This window comes from Moraxella haemolytica (genome assembly GCF_030177935.1).
GTDB lineage: Bacteria > Pseudomonadota > Gammaproteobacteria > Pseudomonadales > Moraxellaceae > Moraxella > Moraxella haemolytica.
In genome coordinates this window covers 72,709-90,101 of sequence record NZ_CP089974.1, presented here as the reverse complement: position 1 = coordinate 90,101, position 17,393 = coordinate 72,709, and the positions used below count along the sequence as shown (strand labels likewise).

11 protein-coding genes are annotated in these 17,393 nt (G+C 45.4%); 2 read left to right on the top strand and 9 right to left on the bottom strand.

Annotation, left to right across the window (positions count from 1 at the left end; translation table 11 throughout):
* Window positions 1-146 precede the first annotated feature (146 nt).
* On the bottom strand, window positions 147-1,013 hold the full coding sequence (locus LU276_RS00335; protein WP_284673737.1) for a UTP--glucose-1-phosphate uridylyltransferase: 867 nt from the start codon (window positions 1,011-1,013) through the stop codon (window positions 147-149).
* A gap of 406 nt (window positions 1,014-1,419) precedes the next feature.
* On the opposite strand from LU276_RS00335, the gene LU276_RS00330 reads away from it, so the two are divergent.
* On the top strand, window positions 1,420-2,706 hold the full coding sequence (locus LU276_RS00330) for a YadA-like family protein (RefSeq protein ID WP_284673736.1): 1,287 nt from the start codon (window positions 1,420-1,422) through the stop codon (window positions 2,704-2,706).
* A 279-nt stretch (window positions 2,707-2,985) separates the two neighbouring features.
* Here the strand turns inward: LU276_RS00330 and lpdA are convergent, their stop codons facing one another.
* The 7 genes from lpdA to sdhC all read right to left on the bottom strand — a co-directional run bounded on the left by lpdA (window position 2,986) and on the right by sdhC (window position 12,473).
* Window positions 2,986-4,431, bottom strand: coding sequence for a dihydrolipoyl dehydrogenase (gene lpdA, locus LU276_RS00325; RefSeq protein WP_284673735.1), 1,446 nt, complete (start codon window positions 4,429-4,431; stop codon window positions 2,986-2,988).
* A gap of 60 nt (window positions 4,432-4,491) precedes the next feature.
* The gene (gene odhB / locus LU276_RS00320; protein ID WP_284673734.1) at window positions 4,492-5,709 is read right to left on the bottom strand and encodes a 2-oxoglutarate dehydrogenase complex dihydrolipoyllysine-residue succinyltransferase; all 1,218 of its coding nucleotides are present in this window, start codon (window positions 5,707-5,709) and stop codon (window positions 4,492-4,494) included.
* Window positions 5,710-5,782: 73 nt separating this feature from the next.
* On the bottom strand, window positions 5,783-8,617 hold the full coding sequence (locus LU276_RS00315; RefSeq protein ID WP_284673733.1) for a 2-oxoglutarate dehydrogenase E1 component: 2,835 nt from the start codon (window positions 8,615-8,617) through the stop codon (window positions 5,783-5,785).
* A 400-nt stretch (window positions 8,618-9,017) separates the two neighbouring features.
* Window positions 9,018-9,728, bottom strand: a complete 711-nt coding sequence (locus tag LU276_RS00310) for a succinate dehydrogenase iron-sulfur subunit (protein WP_284673732.1) — start codon at window positions 9,726-9,728, stop codon at window positions 9,018-9,020.
* Between the two features lie 102 nt (window positions 9,729-9,830).
* Entirely contained in the window at window positions 9,831-11,681 is a 1,851-nt protein-coding gene (gene sdhA, locus LU276_RS00305) for a succinate dehydrogenase flavoprotein subunit (protein ID WP_284673731.1), read from the bottom strand.
* A gap of 46 nt (window positions 11,682-11,727) precedes the next feature.
* Window positions 11,728-12,084 carry a succinate dehydrogenase, hydrophobic membrane anchor protein gene (sdhD, locus tag LU276_RS00300; RefSeq protein WP_284673730.1) on the bottom strand — a complete coding sequence of 119 codons (357 nt, stop codon included), beginning with the start codon at window positions 12,082-12,084 and terminating at the stop codon, window positions 11,728-11,730.
* Window positions 12,084-12,473 (bottom strand): succinate dehydrogenase, cytochrome b556 subunit, encoded by a 390-nt coding sequence (sdhC, locus tag LU276_RS00295; protein ID WP_284673729.1) that lies wholly within the window; start codon window positions 12,471-12,473, stop codon window positions 12,084-12,086. Before sdhC ends, sdhD begins: the two co-directional genes overlap by 1 nt.
* Before the next feature lie 1,008 nt (window positions 12,474-13,481).
* On the opposite strand from sdhC, the gene gltA reads away from it, so the two are divergent.
* On the top strand, window positions 13,482-14,759 hold the full coding sequence (gene gltA, locus LU276_RS00290) for a citrate synthase (RefSeq protein WP_284673728.1): 1,278 nt from the start codon (window positions 13,482-13,484) through the stop codon (window positions 14,757-14,759).
* Between the two features lie 121 nt (window positions 14,760-14,880).
* Here gltA and LU276_RS00285 read toward each other — a convergent pair whose 3' ends face one another.
* Window positions 14,881-17,247, bottom strand: coding sequence for a helix-hairpin-helix domain-containing protein (locus tag LU276_RS00285; RefSeq protein ID WP_284673727.1), 2,367 nt, complete (start codon window positions 17,245-17,247; stop codon window positions 14,881-14,883).
* Between the last annotated feature and the right edge of the window lie 146 nt (window positions 17,248-17,393).

Here is a 17,393-nt window from a genome sequence, read left to right as displayed (position 1 = left end):
CTTGATGACCGCCCAGAGAGCTGTTTTTGCAAACTGTTTTTTGTAAGCCGTTTTTTGTAAGCCGTTTTTTGTAAGCCGTTTTTTGTAAGCCGTTTTTTGTAAGCCGTTTTTTGTAAGCCGTTTTTAGTCAGTTGCTTTTTGGTGATTTACTTCTCGGCGAGTTGCTTGTTGGCGAAGTACATGAACGCACGCATATAACTGGTCATGTCGCCGGCATCAAAACTATCGCCCACCATGGTCGCCACATCCACACCACGACTGCCAATCAACGCATCGATGGCATCGGTCAGCTGAATCTCTCCGCCAACGCTTGGGACAGCCCCATCAAGATACTCAAAAATCTTAGGGTCAAACACATATCTGCCCACGACCGCCAAGTTTGATGGAGCAACATCGGCGGTTGGTTTTTCTACAAAGCCCATGACAGCAAAGGACTGGTTTTGTTCGTCTTTTTGTAGGGTCTGGGCGTTATTGAGTTTGGCAATGCCGTATTTGTGAATGTCTTCTTTTGCCACAGGTTCAACCAAAATCTGGCTGCGACCTGTACTGGCAAATTGATCAAGCATATAAGCCAGATTGTGCATTGCATAGTCAGTGTGATAAGGATCGATGACCACATCAGGCAGTAGCACCGCAAAAGGACGGTCGCCCACCACCGCACGCCCCGAAAGCACAGCGTGCCCTAGCCCCAAAGGCTTGCCTTGGCGGACGCTGATGATTTGCACACCATCTGGCAACACAGTCAGCCCATCTGCCATGTCATCTTTGCCTTTTGAGCGAAGTTGGGTATCTAGTTCGCTGTTGGTGTCAAAATAATTTTCTATCGCACCCTTTTGGGCGTGATTGACAAGCACGATATTTTTGATGCCAGCACGCACCGCCTCCATGACGACATAGTGAATGGCGGGCTTGTTACCAAGTGGTAACAGCTCTTTTGGGATGGCTTTTGAAAGCGGGAGCATCCGTGTGCCAAAGCCTGCACAAGGAATGATGGCATAAGTTACTGATTTCATCTAAACTACCTATCACATCTACAATGGCTACTATGATTAAATAACAGCAATTCAAAAAAGTCATGACACCTTGAGCATCAGACCAGCCAAATGATCCATCATGACCATTCAACCTCATGACATTCAATCAATGTTTGATTATAACACACATCGCATAATGACAATGCAGGCAAATGACCCATCTCACCAATAATACATCCGCTCATCTTATGCACCCAAAAAATCCAAAAAAAATTTTTTATAGCAAGGCTTCAAATGATGCTAAAATATATTTGACACAAAAGCGATGTTTTGTTACCATAAAGCAAAACAATATTAAAACATATGGCGATGGGTGCCCAAAAGCTACACACTGGGTTCTTATTTACCTTTCATCACAAATCAGATATCAGATAGGAGTTATCTTGTGAATAAAATCTTTAAAGTCAAACGCAACTCGCTTGGTCAATCTGTGGTTTGCTCAGAAATCGCTACTTCTCGTTCTAAAGGTCGAGTGGTTGCCTCAGCATTGGCGTTGACCGTATTGGCAAGTGCAACCGCCACCCAAGCGTTTGCTCAAAATGATACTAATTCTTCGTTAGAGCCAGAAGATCTACACGCACTAATAGATGAGCAGTTCAAATCTTCTAATCCTAATATCACCGATGCTGAGCATAAAGAGTATTTAAAACTGCTCTATAAGGTCGCTGTCGACCATGAAGAAGGTATTGAAGCTTTGTCTGAGATTGTTGGAGCCGTGGATGTTGATTTAGAAAACTTTTCAGAGTGGGCTTATAGAACCCAACATGACATCTTAAGTATGGCTGAAAATGTTGATGCTGCTCTAGCGATCAAAGCAAATAAAGTTGATGTTGATGCCAACACCGCTGCCATCGCAACCAAAGCAGATACTGAAACTGTATTGACGCTACTAGGCAACCAAGAGAAGAATACTCAAGAAACTTTTGCTGATGTATTAAATCAAATCTCAACCAAAGCAAGCCAAGCTGATTTTAATACCTTGAAAGAAGAAGCGCGAGTAGCCAAAGCGGTTGCAGATAATGCTGTCTCAGTAAACAACGAGCAACAAGGTAAAATCGCAGAAAACACCACTGCCATCGCTCAGAACGCCAATGACATCGTTGATACAGTAAAATATGTCAATGCAGTTGCTGAAACTGCAGACACCAACAGCATTGCCATCGCTCAAAACACCGCTGCCATCGCAACCAAAGCAAATCAATCTGCTGTTGATGCTCTAAAACAAGCGGATACTCACCTAGCTTCTATCGCAGGTACAAACCAAGGCAATATCGCTAAATTGCAAACAGAAGTTGGCACCATTGGAGCCGATTTGAAGAAAAAGGCGGACCAAGAGCAAGTGAACACACTTGGCAATAAAGTAGATGCATTTGACACCAAAATCAACACGCTACAGTCAGGACATCAAAACCTTAATGGTAAAATCAACAGACTGGACAAAGACCTAAGTGCCGGTATTGCAGGTTCTGTTGCTCTTGCCATGATGCCAGCACCAGCAGCAGGCAGCCAGTACATCACTGGTGGCACAGGCTTCTATAATGGCGAAAGTGCCATCGCACTTGGTTTTACTGGTGCTAGCGAAACTGGTAAGTTCACCTACAAGCTGGGTGGTTCGTTGACCTCATCTGGCTCTGGTATTTTCGGTGCAGGTGCAGGCTATCGCTGGAAATAATGCAACTGTATTGTCTAACAATACTGGCAATAAAAACCGCTCAAATGATTTTGAGCGGTTTTTTTGTTGTGGATTTGCGTAGTTGAGATGGACAGCATGACTTCTTACCATCACAACCAACCCAATCCTAAAAGCCACACACAAGCCCATGTATAAAGCCATATACCAAGCTATAAAGCCACCAAGCCGTGTATCATTCAAGACAAGGTCAGACAAAAGTCAAGCACAAAAAAACACCCATTGTGTGGGTGTTTTTTGGATTTGCTATTTTGACTCAGATTAGCGTTTTTTACGCTGAATGGCGTGAATCGCTCGACCATCTGCCGACAGTGCCGCTTCATGCACGGCTTCTGATACTGTTGGGTGAGCAAATGTCATCAGCTGCAAATCTTCAACGCTAGACACAAACTCAAGAGCAATCATGCCTTGATGTACGATATCGCCTGCACCCACGCCCACCATGTGCAAGCCCAACAGACGGTCAGTCTTGGCATCTGCCACAACTTTAATCAAGCCTTGACCTTCGCCTTGAGCTAAGGCACGACCGTTAGCAGCTAGGCTAAATGAGCCTGTTTTAACTTCATGACCTTTGTCTTTGGCGGCTTGTTCGGTCAGACCCACCCACGCAATCTCAGGGTGAGTATAAATCACGCTGATGATGGTATCGTAGTTCACTTGGGCCTTTTCGCCATGAATGCGTTCTACCGCCATCATGCCTTCTTCCATCGCCTTGTGAGCAAGCATCGGACCACGCACCAAATCGCCAATGGCATATACGCCATCTAGGTTGGTTTTGCATTGGTCATCTACCGCTACCAAGCCACGCTCGGTCAGCTCGATGCCACAGCCATCAGCCAATAGACCTTCGCTATACGCACGGCGACCCACGCAGACGATAAGCTTATCAAAGGTCTCGGTCTTAACCTCGCCTTTCACATCGGTCGTAACCACCACCTCACCATTCACCACCTCAGCGTTCGTAACTTTGGTGTCCACACGAATGTCAAGACCTTGTTTTTTAAGGAGTTTGGCAGCTTCTTTTGAGATGTCTTTATCAGCCACTGCCAAAAACTCTGGCATGGCTTCATACACAACCACTTCTGAACCCAAGCGACGCCATACCGAGCCAAGCTCCAAGCCAATCACGCCAGCACCAATCACGCCTAGGCGTTTTGGTGCTTCGCTAAACTCTAAAGCACCTGTGCTATCTACGATATACTCGCCATCAGTCTTAGCAACAGGAATCTCAATCGGCACAGAACCTGCCGCCAAAATCACATACTTAGCAGTGATGGTGGTCTCGGTGCCATCATGAGCGGTGAATTTGACTTGTTTTTCGGCAGATTTGCCATCAAGCAAAGTACCCACGCCTTGTAGCCAGTCCACACCATTGCCTTTTAATAGACCTGCCACGCCTGCGGTCAAGCCTTTGACGATACCGTCTTTGCGTGCTAGCATTTTGGCGACATCAATGGCGACATCGCCTGTGGTGATACCATGCTCGTCTAGCTCGTGGCGAGTTGCTTCATAGCGGTGTGAGCTGTCTAGCAGAGCCTTTGATGGGATACAGCCCACATTTAGGCAAGTACCGCCCAAAGCAGGCTCGCCTTTATGAATGCGTTTTTCGATACAGGCGGTGCTAAATCCAAGCTGAGCGGCACGAATGGCAGCTTCATAACCACCAGGACCACCACCGATTACAACCAAATCATATGAAGTTTTCATTATTATTCTCTCTTTTGTAATGAATGATGCCCACCTTGCGATAGGCATCTAAATAACAGATTAGATATCAAGAATTAGGCGTGCAGGATCTTCGATCAACTCTTTGATGGTTACCAAGAATTGTACCGCATCTTTACCATCAATCAAGCGGTGGTCATAAGATAAAGCCAGATACATCATCGGTAGGATAACCACTTGACCATTAACCGCCATCGGACGCTCATTGATGGCGTGCATACCCAAAATAGCAGTTTGTGGTGGGTTGATGATTGGGGTTGATAGTAGTGAACCAAACACACCGCCGTTGGTGATGGTGAATGTGCCACCTGTCATCTCATCAATAGACAGCTTGCCTTCACGGGCTTTGGTGGCATAATCACGAATACCGCCTTCAATATCAGCCAGACCCATGTTGTCGGTATCACGAAGCACAGGCACAACCAAACCACGGTCAGAAGACACCGCTACGCCCACATCATAATAGCCGTGATACACGATATCATCACCATCAATAGAAGCATTAACCGCAGGGAAACGCTTCAACGCTTCGGTCGCCGCTTTAACAAATAGCGACATGAAGCCCAATTTTACGCCATGACGCTTCTCAAATTGGTCTTTGTACTTAGCACGCAAGTCCATCAAAGGCTTCATGTTCACTTCGTTGAAAGTGGTCAACATCGCTGTTTCTTGGGTTGCTGACAACAGACGCTCAGCGATACGCTTACGCAGACGAGTCATTGGCACACGAGTCTCAGCACGCTCACCCACCGCAGTGGCAATCACGCTACCAGAGGTGGTTTTTAGCGTTGGGTTGATCATGTCAGATTTGGTAACACGACCGCCACGACCCGAACCTTGAACATCGGCAGGATTAACACCTGTTTCTTTGGCGGCTTTACGGACAGCAGGCGATTGGTCTTTAAAATCGCCTTCATTGGTCGCTTTTGGTTGTACAGGGGCTGCCACAGAAGTAGGGTCAATGGTCGTGCCTTTAGCAGCTTCTGACTCGCTTGGCGTCTGTGCTGATGGTGCTGCAGCGGTTGCACCTGCTTCAAACTCGGCAATCACCTCATCAGATAGCACCGTGCTGTCCACACCTTTGATGATGCTAGTAATCACGCCATCATCAGGGGCAACGACTTCTAGCACAACCTTATCAGTTTCAACTTCAGCAAGCAGTTGGTCACGGCTGACCTGCTCGCCTTCGGCGATATGCCATTCAACGATAGTGCCGTCTTGTACCGACTCTGGGAATACTGGGGCTTTAATTTGAGACATGATGAACTCCTAATTATAATCAATAAAATATGGCAAAAGACCAAACTGACTTAGCATCGGTTTGGTGTATCAATCATTGTAACACTTCAACATCAACACCCAATGCTTCGGCAATCAGGGCTTTTTGCTGTGCATTATGAATCTTTGGTGAGCCTGTCGCAGGGGCAGCCGCCGCAGGGCGAGTTGCCATTTCAATGGATAGGTTGGTATCCAAGTCGTACAGCTCTGGCATGATGAAGTAGCACGCTCCTTGATTTTTCGGCTCTTCTTGCGTCCACACAACAGATGTGGCGTTCGGATATTTGGCAAGTTCAGCCTTCACACGCTCAGCAGGGAACGGATACAACTGCTCCACACGCACAATGGCGATGTGATTGAGACCCAGTTTACGACGCTGGTCAAGTAGCTCATAGTACACCTTACCACCACACAGCACCACACAAGTTACTGCATGATTATCTAGTGCGTCAATCTCTGGTAGCACGGTTTCAAATTTGCCATTCGCTAGCTCTTCTAGAGTGGATGTGGCAAGTGGGTGGCGAAGCAATGATTTTGGCGACATGACAATCAGTGGCTTACGAGCAGGACGCACCACTTGACGACGCAACGCATGGAAAATCTGTGCAGGTGTCGTTGGGGTGATGACTTGCATATTATCCTCAGCACACAACTGCAAATAACGCTCCAAGCGAGCTGAAGAATGCTCTGGACCTTGACCCTCAAAACCGTGTGGCAATAGCATGGTAAGACCTGCCAGACGCTGCCACTTGGTCTCGCCAGAACAGATGAACTGGTCAATCACGACCTGTGCACCGTTAGCAAAGTCGCCAAACTGTGCTTCCCATACCACCAAAGCATTTGGCATGGTGGTGGCATAGCCATATTCAAAGGCAAGCACCGCTTCTTCTGACAATAGTGAGTTATAAGTAGCAAAACGAGCTTGACCTTCACGGATATGCTGTAGCGGAATGTACATACTGCCATCTTTTTGGTTGTACAGTTCGCTATGACGATGAGAGAAAGTACCACGACCCACATCTTCACCTGTGATACGCACCAACAATCCTTCATCAACCAATGACGCATATGCCAAAGTCTCTGCCGCACCCCAGTTGAGTGGCTCTTCGCCTGTCTGCATGGCAAGGCGTTGTTCTAGTACTTTGGCGACTTGGCGTTGTAGCTCAAAGCCCTCTGGCACTTTTGCCATCGCACGACCATAGGACTTTAATTTTTCAATATCAACGCCTGTATCCCAGTCATCTTCTAGCTTATGCCCAATATACGGCGACCAGTCCACGAACAAGCTAGTATCTGGCTCCTTAGCCAAACCCTGTGCGACATCTTGACCGTTGTCTAGTGCCACACGGTAGTTGTCTTCAATTTGGGTGCTTTCATCTTTGGTGATGATACCCTCTTTCACCAATTTATCTGCGTACTGCGTGCGTGCGGTTGGCAGTTTTTTGATGATTTTGTACATGAGTGGCTGGGTTGCTGATGGCTCATCTGACTCATTGTGTCCGTTACGGCGATAGCAGACGATATCCAACACGATATCACGACCGAACTCGTTGCGATAATCCACCAGTAGCTGAGAAGCGAACACCACTGCCTCTGGGTCATCGCCATTGACATGCAAAATCGGTGCATGAACCATCTTCGCCACATCGGTGCAATACTCGGTTGAACGAGCGTCCTCTGGACGACTGGTGGTAAAGCCCACTTGGTTGTTAATCACGATATGCAAAGTACCGCCTGTCTTATAGGCACGAGTCTGCGACATCTGGAAAGTCTCTTGGTTGACACCCTGACCTGCAAAGGCAGCATCGCCATGCACCACGATAGGCAGTACGGTCTTGTTATCAATCTCATAGCCGTATTTTTCCGAGCGTCTGGCTTGACGAGCACGCACCGAACCTAGCATGACAGGAGAGACGATTTCTAGATGCGATGGGTTATAAGCCAAAGCAAGGTGTAGCTCACCACCTTTGGTGATGACATTTGAGCTAAAGCCGTTGTGGTATTTCACATCGCCTGAGCCTACGGTTGGCTGAATTTTGCCATCAAATTCATCAAATAATGTTGATGGGTTTTTACCCATGATATTAACCAATAGGTTCAAGCGACCACGGTGAGCCATGCCAATGACCACTTCTTTGGCACCATAAGTACCCACACGCTGAATCATCTCGTGTACCGCAGGGATAAAACTTTCGCCACCTTCTATACCGAAGCGTTTTACGCCTGTGTATTTACGAGCTAGGTATTTTTCTAGACCTTCGGCGGCGGTCAAGCGATCAAAGATTTCAAGTTTTTTGTCTTTATCAAAGCGGATATGACCTTGATTAGATTCAATATAGTCCTCAAACCACTTTTTCTCGGTAGCAGTAAAGACATGCATATATTCATAGCCGATACTACCGCAATAGATGCGTTCGCAAATCTCGATGATCTCACGCAAAGTGGCTTCATTTTTGCCAATGCTCATCAAGTTGGTTGGGAATACCGTATCCAGATCAGCCTCAGATAAGCCGTGATATGCCAAAGTCAGCTCTTCAATGGCAGGACGGTTTTGTAGATTTAATGGATCAAGATTGGCCTTGCGATGACCACGGCGACGATACGCAGAGATGAGCTGTTGTACCGCCATCTGTTTAGGGTCGCATCTATCTGCACCTTGTGCAACAGGACGGGCATTGGTTTGGTTGCGAGCCAGTAGCAGGTACTGCTCTTTGATGGCATTATGCGGTGCATCTGTATCGGTGCGATAATTGGCGAAATAGGCTTGCCATTCTTCGCTAACATTATTTTTATCTGCCAAATAATCTTCGTACAACGCCTCAATATACGCTGCACCATCTGCTGCTAATTCGGTGTTTTGATATGCCACCGTGTCTTTACTGTTTGTCATAATGTTCGCCATTTTCTTGGTGAATTTTTAGGATAAAATCTCATCAATAAGTGAACCAATCGTCTAAATATTGACCTAAATATCTACCTATGCGTCCATGCTTTCAAATGAGACGCATATTAACCGTATAGTGTACGCCATTTAATGCAAGATAACAAGTTGGAATGTTTTTAAAAATGTGCATGGTCGTAAATTTTCGTAAAAATCAGCAAAACAACCATCATCATTATTCATTTTGTGATGATAATCAGCACTTATTTATAAAATATCCTACTTTAAGCCATTTTGTGTGTCATTGGTTAAACTCATGACAACCACCCTGTTGGCTGTTCATCATCAGCTATTGCAAAGCAAAAGGTCTTATCTTTAGATAAGACCTTTGATACCGCCCAACGAGCAGTTAGCCTGCTACATCAAGCAACATATTACGGATATGACCGATGGCTTTGGTTGGGTTTAGACCTTTTGGACATACCGACACACAGTTCATGATACCACGGCAACGGAACAAGCTAAATGGGTCATCAAGACGAGCCAAACGAGCTTGGGTATCGCTATCACGGCTATCAATGATGAAACGGTAGCCGTTCAATAGTGCTGATGGTCCAAGGAACTTATCAGGGTTCCACCAGAACGATGGGCAAGAAGTAGAACAGCATGCACACAAAATACATTCGTATAGACCATTTAGCTTCTCACGGTCTTCGGGCGACTGCAAACGCTCTTTTGGTGGTGCAGGTTGGCTGTTGATTAGGTATGGGTGTACTTTTTCGTACTGGGCATAGAATTGGTTCATGTCCACAACCAAATCTTTAATCACAGGCAAGCCAGGTAATGGACGCACCACAATCTTATTTGGCAAGGTGTTCATGTTAATCAAACACGCCAAACCATTTTTGCCGTTAATATTCATGCCATCAGAACCACAGATACCCTCACGGCAGCTGCGACGGAAAGTAAGTGTTTCGTCCATCTTTTTAAGACGCAACAACACATCTAGCAACATACGATCAGATTCTAGTAGCTCAATCTCATAAGTTTGCATATAAGGGGCATTGTCTTTATCTGGATCGTAGCGATAAATCTCTACAATGCGAGTGCCTCGACTCATGGTACTTCTCCACAAAATTTTTTTTGATGATGGCTGAAATAATGACACAATGCTATGTTTTATGGGTCATTATTTCAACACATCTAAGAATATGAAACGAAATTAGAAAGTACGAACTCGTGGTTCACAATAGTCCACAGTCAGTGGCTTTTTACGAACAGGCTTATAAATCACACGGTTGCCTTCTGAATACCAAAGCGTATGCTTCATCCACTCATGGTCGTTACGACCTAGTGGCGCATACTCATCATCAGCAGGACGCTCGTAATCTAGCACAGAATGGGCACCACGGCACTCATGACGCAGGGCAGCTGACAGCATGGTCGCCTTAGCAACTTCATACAGGTTCGCCACTTCTAGTGCTTCAATGCGTGCGGTGTTAAAGACAGCTGATTTGTCTTTTAGATAGATTTGCTCAACTTTTGGTGCAAGTGCCAAAATCTTCTCAACACCCTCGTCCATCAACGCTTGGGTACGGAATACGCCTGCGTGAGACTGCATGATACTGCGGATTTCATCAGCAACTTCTTGGGCATTATAGCCCTCAGTAGAGTTTTGTAGCTTATCAAGGCGAGCTTGAGTGAAGTCTAGCACTCGTGGGTCTAATGGCTTGTAGCCATGGTCAGATTTTGCAAACTCATCTAGGATATGTTGACCTGCTGCACGACCAAACACCACAAGGTCAAGCAAAGAGTTCGTACCCAATCGGTTCGCACCATGTACTGACACACACGCACATTCACCGATGGCATACAGACCTTTGATGATGCGACCTTCAGTATATAGACCTTGTTCATCTACCTGACCGTCTAGTACAGGTACGGTTACTTGACCGTGAATGTTGGTTGGAATACCACCCATCATATAGTGAATGGTTGGTACAACTGGTACTGGCTCTTTGGTGATGTCCACATTAGCGAAGTTATGGCTAATCTCAAACACCGATGGCAAACGCTTCATGATTTCGGCATGACCCAGATGCGTCATGTCCATCACGATATAGTCGCCATTAGGACCACAGCCACGACCTTCTTTGATTTCTTGGTCCATAGAACGAGAAACGAAATCACGAGGTGCTAGGTCTTTTAGGGTCGGTGCATAACGCTCCATGAATGCCTCGCCGTGCTTGTTACGAAGGATAGCACCCTCGCCACGACAGCCTTCGGTCAATAGCACGCCAGCTCCTGCCACACCTGTTGGGTGGAATTGCCAAAATTCCATGTCTTGTAGTGGAATGCCTGCACGCACCGCCATACCCAAACCATCGCCTGTGTTGATATAGGCGTTCGTAGAGGCTTTAAAGATACGACCTGCACCACCAGTAGCCAGAACAGTTGTTTGGGCTTGGAATACAGAGATATTGCCTGTTTCTTGGTCTAAAGCCACCACACCGTTGATGTTACCTTCGCCATCTTTGATGAGGTCAAGAGCAATCCACTCAACGAAAAATTGAGTGCCTTTTTCAAGGTTTTTTTGATATAAGGTGTGCAGTAGAGCGTGTCCTGTACGGTCAGCAGCGGCACAGGCACGAGGTACAGCTTTTTCGCCATAGTTGGCAGAATGCCCACCAAATGGACGCTGATAGATCGTGCCGTCTGCATTACGGTCAAACGGCATACCCATATGCTCTAGCTCATAGACGACTTTTGGAGCCTCACGGCACATATATTCAATAGCGTCTTGGTCGCCTAGCCAGTCAGAACCTTTGACGGTGTCATAGAAGTGGAAATGCCAGTTGTCATTGCTCATGTTACCCAATGATGCACCGATACCGCCTTGTGCTGCTACGGTATGGCTACGAGTTGGGAAAACTTTGGTCAGTACCGCCACTTTCATGCCGCCTTCAACCAGCTGCAATGATGCACGCATACCAGAACCACCACCACCAACGATGACTGCGTCAAAGTTGAGCGTTGGAATGTTATTAATTGTATTATCTTGTGCTGATGCCATGTTAATTCCTAAAATGTTATCAATGTATCAGTTGATGACTGGCAGATTACCAAAAAATCATCACACCCCAAAACAGGTAAACCAAAACAGCCACGATGACAGCTGCTTGTAGCACCAAACGCAGACCTGATGACTTAACATAGTCAGTAAATACCGTCCACATACCTACCCATGCGTGGAATACAAGCGATAAAATCGTCACCAAGCTAAATAGCTTCATTGGTAGGCTTGTCATAAAGCCGTGCCAAGCGGTGTAATCAACTTGATTGAATAGGAAAAATCCCACAACTACCACAGCATAAACTGCCAGCACAACCGCACTGATGCGTTGCAAGATCCAATCACGAGAGCCTGAACCAGTTAGACCTGTCGCACTTTTAATACCTGAATTATTTCTAGACATTAGAACATCACCCATACAAACGAAGCTACAATCAAGATTGCCGCAATCACAAAGCTGATGATGGCAGCGGTCTTCCCAGACTTAAATTCTTCATTCATGCCAAGGTCTGCAAGCAAGTGCTTAACACCCATCACAAAATGATAAGCGGTCGCCGCCACAAAAACCCATGCCACAAAACGAACCAAGACATTATCAAACACTGAGGCGAAACCCTCAGGAGAGGACAATGAGACTTGCAAGAGATACAGCATCACAGGAACAAGTAAAAATAGCACAATGCCAGAAACACGGTGCAAGATAGAAGCCATGGCGATTGGTGATTTTGAGTTCACCGCAATCACTTGACTAAGAGGTAAATTTATCGGTCGGTTGCTTTTCACAGCGGGCATCCTCATCTAATTTACGCCGCAAAGGGCAAGGAGAGCTGGCTGACGGGGTGCATCATTTTAGATACAAATTCTTATTTCTTGGTTCAGTAAAATTAGTTAACGCAATTAGTCCAACAAAATCAATCACTCTTATTTTTGTTATAAACCAGACAAGCCAAACAAATTTTAACCAAACTAAATAAAAAACGATGCAGCTAAAAATTGAAACGCCACACAGCGAACACCATAAAAAATACACTTTTATAAGATGAGCTTATCCAAGAGTTGGCAATCTGATTGGCGATTAAGCCCGATACCAAAAAAGTCTTGCAATGCAAGTGGTTATCATTTATAAAAGTAGGTTGGTAAATATCGGAATTATAAAACGCTTGATAAAATTTTACAAATAAATTTAGATCTTTTTATCAAAAATGTAGCAATTTTTTGTAACTAATAAAAAACAATCGCAATATCACAGCCAAATCTGCTTAAGATTGTTGCTATCTGAGCTTTTGCCATGAAATTTAGGTGGTCTTAGTAGAGATGTCTATTTTGATCACAAATTGTGTGGCGGGTCGTATCATTCGCCCATGCAATTCGTCCATACAATATTGTTACAAATAATGTCCAAAGGATAAAAACGCTTGTCAAAGCGATGAATTACCCCTAAAATCATGGAGATAAACTGTAGATGTCATTAGCTTTGATTTAACTAGCATGGTTATTTTGTTATTCTTAAAGTTTATCCAGTTTTAATCATCAAATACCCATCAAGCACCAAATATCACAACGAAATTGTGCTTCATGCACAAGCCAAACAAGCAAAATTTTCTGATGGGGGCTTGTAAGTTGTGCAAAGTTTTTGTATCATCACACCAGTTTGGTGTGTATTTTGAGAAGATATGCACAAAAAAGCTCAACAAGGATGTCGCATCTTGCGATTAAACGAATTAACGAAGATGCGATTCAACTCGTCATCTCTCATCTAGTATGATGCAGAATGGACGCTAACAACCAAAGAGGTTTATTATGTCAAAGCAAGTAAAATTAATTGTAGATGGCACAGAATATGAGATGCCAGTATTGGAGACAACATTAGGTCGCCCTGTCTTAGACATCAGTGCGGTCAATAAAGCAGGTTTTTGGACTTATGACCCAGGCTTCATGGCGACTGCCCCAGTTGAATCTAAGCTGACCTACATTGATGGCGATAAAGGTGAGTTGCTACACCGTGGCTATGCCATTGATGAACTAGCAGACAACGCTGATTATCTAGAAGTATGCTACGCCCTACTATACGGCGACCTACCAAACGCCGAGCAAAAAGACGAGTTTTATGCACGCGTCTCTAGCAAGATGGCGGTACATGACCAACTGCGTAAGTTTTTTGAAGGTTTCCGCCGTGATGCTCACCCAATGGCGATTATGATTGGCGTGGTTGGTGCATTGTCTGCATTCTATCACAATCACCTAGATATCTCTGATGTCAAGCATCGTGATGAGACTGCGGTAGATTTGATTGCAAAAGTACCAACCTTAGCAGCAATGAGCTACAAATATTCTATTGGCGAGCCATTTTTGTATCCAAGAAAAGACTTCAGCTATGCCGAAAACTTCCTATACATGATGTTCGCCACTCCAGGTGATGTGAATTATCGTCCAAATCCTGTATTGGTTGATGCAATGGACAAAATTTTCACCTTGCATGCCGACCACGAACAAAACGCATCAACTTCTACTGTGCGTCTGGCAGGCTCAACAGGTGCCAACCCTTATGCGTGTATCGCTTCTGGTATCGCAGCCTTGTGGGGACCATCACACGGCGGTGCAAACGAAGCCGTTCTTACCATGCTAGATGAGATTGGTAGCATCGAGAATGTCGCTCCATTCATGGAAAAAGTTAAAACCAAAGAAGCCAAGCTCATGGGCTTTGGTCACCGTGTTTATAAGAACTTTGACCCTCGTGCCAAAGTCATGAAAGAAACTTGTGATGCGGTATTGGGTGCACTTGGTGTTAATGATCCAAAACTACAGTTAGCGATGGAACTAGAAAAAATCGCTCTATCTGACCCATACTTCATCGAGCGTAAGCTATATCCGAATGTGGACTTCTATTCTGGTATCATTCTAAAAGCGATTGGTATCCCAACCTCAATGTTCACTGTAATCTTTGCTCTGGCTCGTACCGCAGGTTGGATTGCACACTGGACAGAGATGCACTCAGAAGCCTTCAAAATCGGTCGTCCACGCCAGCGTTATACTGGTGAGACCCACCGTTCTTTTGTTAAGATTGAAGACCGCAAATAATTTTGCGTACAAAAAATCCCCCACTTGGGGGATTTTTTTGGTCAATCATAAAGTTTTGGATTAACATTGGTGGGATAAAAAAATAAACCACCCTAAGATGGTTTATTTTAAAACATTTAGTTTATAGTCCTGCTTGTTTTAGTAATGCCCCAAAACTACCCATTTTATCGGCTCTCTCTTGAGTTTTAGCAGATTTATCTGACTTGGTGGATTTGCGACCAGATTTTGGCTTATCTGCACGCTCTTTATTGGGTTTATCCTTGTTTTTGTTCTCTTTGTCGCTCTTATCATCATTGGCTTGTTCGCTCTTTGATTTCATGCTAAAGCCGATACGCCCACGAGCTTCATCTACCAAGATCACACGCACACTCACGATGTCTTGAGGCTTGACGACAGAAGCAGGGTTTTCTACGAACTCATCGGATAACTCTGAGATATGCACCAACCCATCTTGATGCACACCCACATCCACAAAGCAACCAAAAGCGGTAACATTGGTTACCACACCCTCTAATATCATACCAACAGATAAATCTTTGATGGAATTGACATCATCACGAAACTTGGCAGTCTTAAACTCGCCTCGTGGGTCGTGTGCAGGTTTGGCAAGCTCATTTAACACAGTGGCAAGCTGACTAAAATTATCACTGCTGTCGTTGAGCGACTTAGCAAGCGTCTCATTACCCAGTACTTCTGAGAGTGATTTGTCCGCCTTACGCAAAATTTCATACACCAGTCCATAGCTCTCAGGATGCACACCTGTGGCATCTAACGGCTCATTACCATCTTTAATGCGTAAGAAACCTGCCGCTTGTTCAAAGGTTTTTGCCCCTAAGCGTGGCACGGCTTTTAGTTCATCACGGTTTTTAAATGCACCATTAGCACGGCGATAATCAACAATCTGCTGAGCGACATTTTTGTTTAAGCCTGCAATGTGTGCCAAGATGGCAGGGCTTGCCGTATTGACATCTACACCCACTGCGTTCACACAGTCCTCAGTAACTTTATCAAGACTGGACTCAAGCTCGGCTTGGTTGACATCGTGCTGATACTGCCCCACACCGATGGCTTTTGGTTCTACCTTGACCAGCTCGGACAAGGGGTCTTGTAGACGGCGGGCAATCGATACTGCCCCACGCACCGACACATCTAGATTTGGCAATTCAGCAGACGCCAGTTCGCTCGCTGAATACACCGACGCCCCTGCCTCTGAGATGACCAATGCAGTGGCGTTTAGTTGCTGTTGTCCAATCACTTCTTTAATCAGCATTTCACTTTCACGACTGGCAGTGCCGTTACCGATGGCAACCAATGCCACGCCATGCTCTTTGATGAGTTTGGCAATCTTATCTTTTGCTTCATCAACTTTATTATAAGGTTCGAACGGATACACCGTTTCGGTTGCTAGCACATCGCCTGTGGCATCGATGACTGCCATTTTTACTCCATGACGAATGCCTGGATCCACACCCAAGATGACCTTGCGACCAGCAGGGGCGGTCATGAGCAGATGCTTTAGATTCTCAGCAAAGACATCAATGGCATCTGTCTCAGCCGCCACACGGCGTTCTGTCAGCAAACGATGCTCAATCTGAGCTCGCCACTTGGCATGCCACAACTTCTCTGCCGTCTGTGCCAAAAAGACACCATTATCCGCTGTCTCATTGATATTAAATTGTTTTTTGATTTGCTCAACAAACGGCTCATCTTCGCCATCAACATGCAACACCAGTACATTTTTTTGGCGACCACGCAACATAGCAAGCAAACGATGATTAGACAGCTTAGCAAATGGCTCACTATGCTCAAAGTAGTCTTTGAACTTCTCGCCTACCTCTCGTTTATCTTCATCAATAAGCTCTGAGCGAATGCTGGCAGTCTTATTAAAACCTAAACGCACCGCATCGAGCAAATCTAAATCCTGTGCCCAAGCATCTAGGATAATCGCCTGCACACCTGCCAACTGCTTGTCCAAATCCTTAAAATCTGCCTCAAAAGTCTCACCTGTCTCATCAGTCAAAGTATCAGGACAGCTAAAACCAGTCAGGGCTTCTGCAGGATTTTTGCCTGCTAGGATATCGTGTGCAACCGTCTCAAGTCCAGCCAATCTGGCACGAGATGCCACCGAACGACGACGGGGGCGATACGGCTGATAAATCTCTTCAAGCTCAAGTTTCGTGCTTGCCGTCTCAATGCGTGCGGTCAGCTCATCGCTTAGGGCGTTCTGTGCGGTCAACAGAGCAATGATTTTTAGGCGTCGCTCCGCCAAATCTCGCTCGGTCGCCAAGCCTTTTTCTAGCAAACGCAGTACCGCATCATCTAAACCACCTGTCTGCTCTTTACGATAACGAGCAATGAAAGGTACGCTTGCACCATCATCGAACAACTGGGCAAATGCCGCCACTTGAGTCGCCTTGATACCATGTTCTTTGGCGAGCTGGTCATAGATGGCTTGATGATTGATAGAAGTTAAAACCGAGTCTGTCATAAGCAAATTCTTTAAAATAAACCTAAAAATACCCCTATTTTATCACAGTATCATTGCCATAGCACTCCAAAAAGCACAAAATCCAACTTCGTTTACCGTCTCATCATATCTGGCGAAACTTGTGATTGTTTGCCAAGATTGCTTTG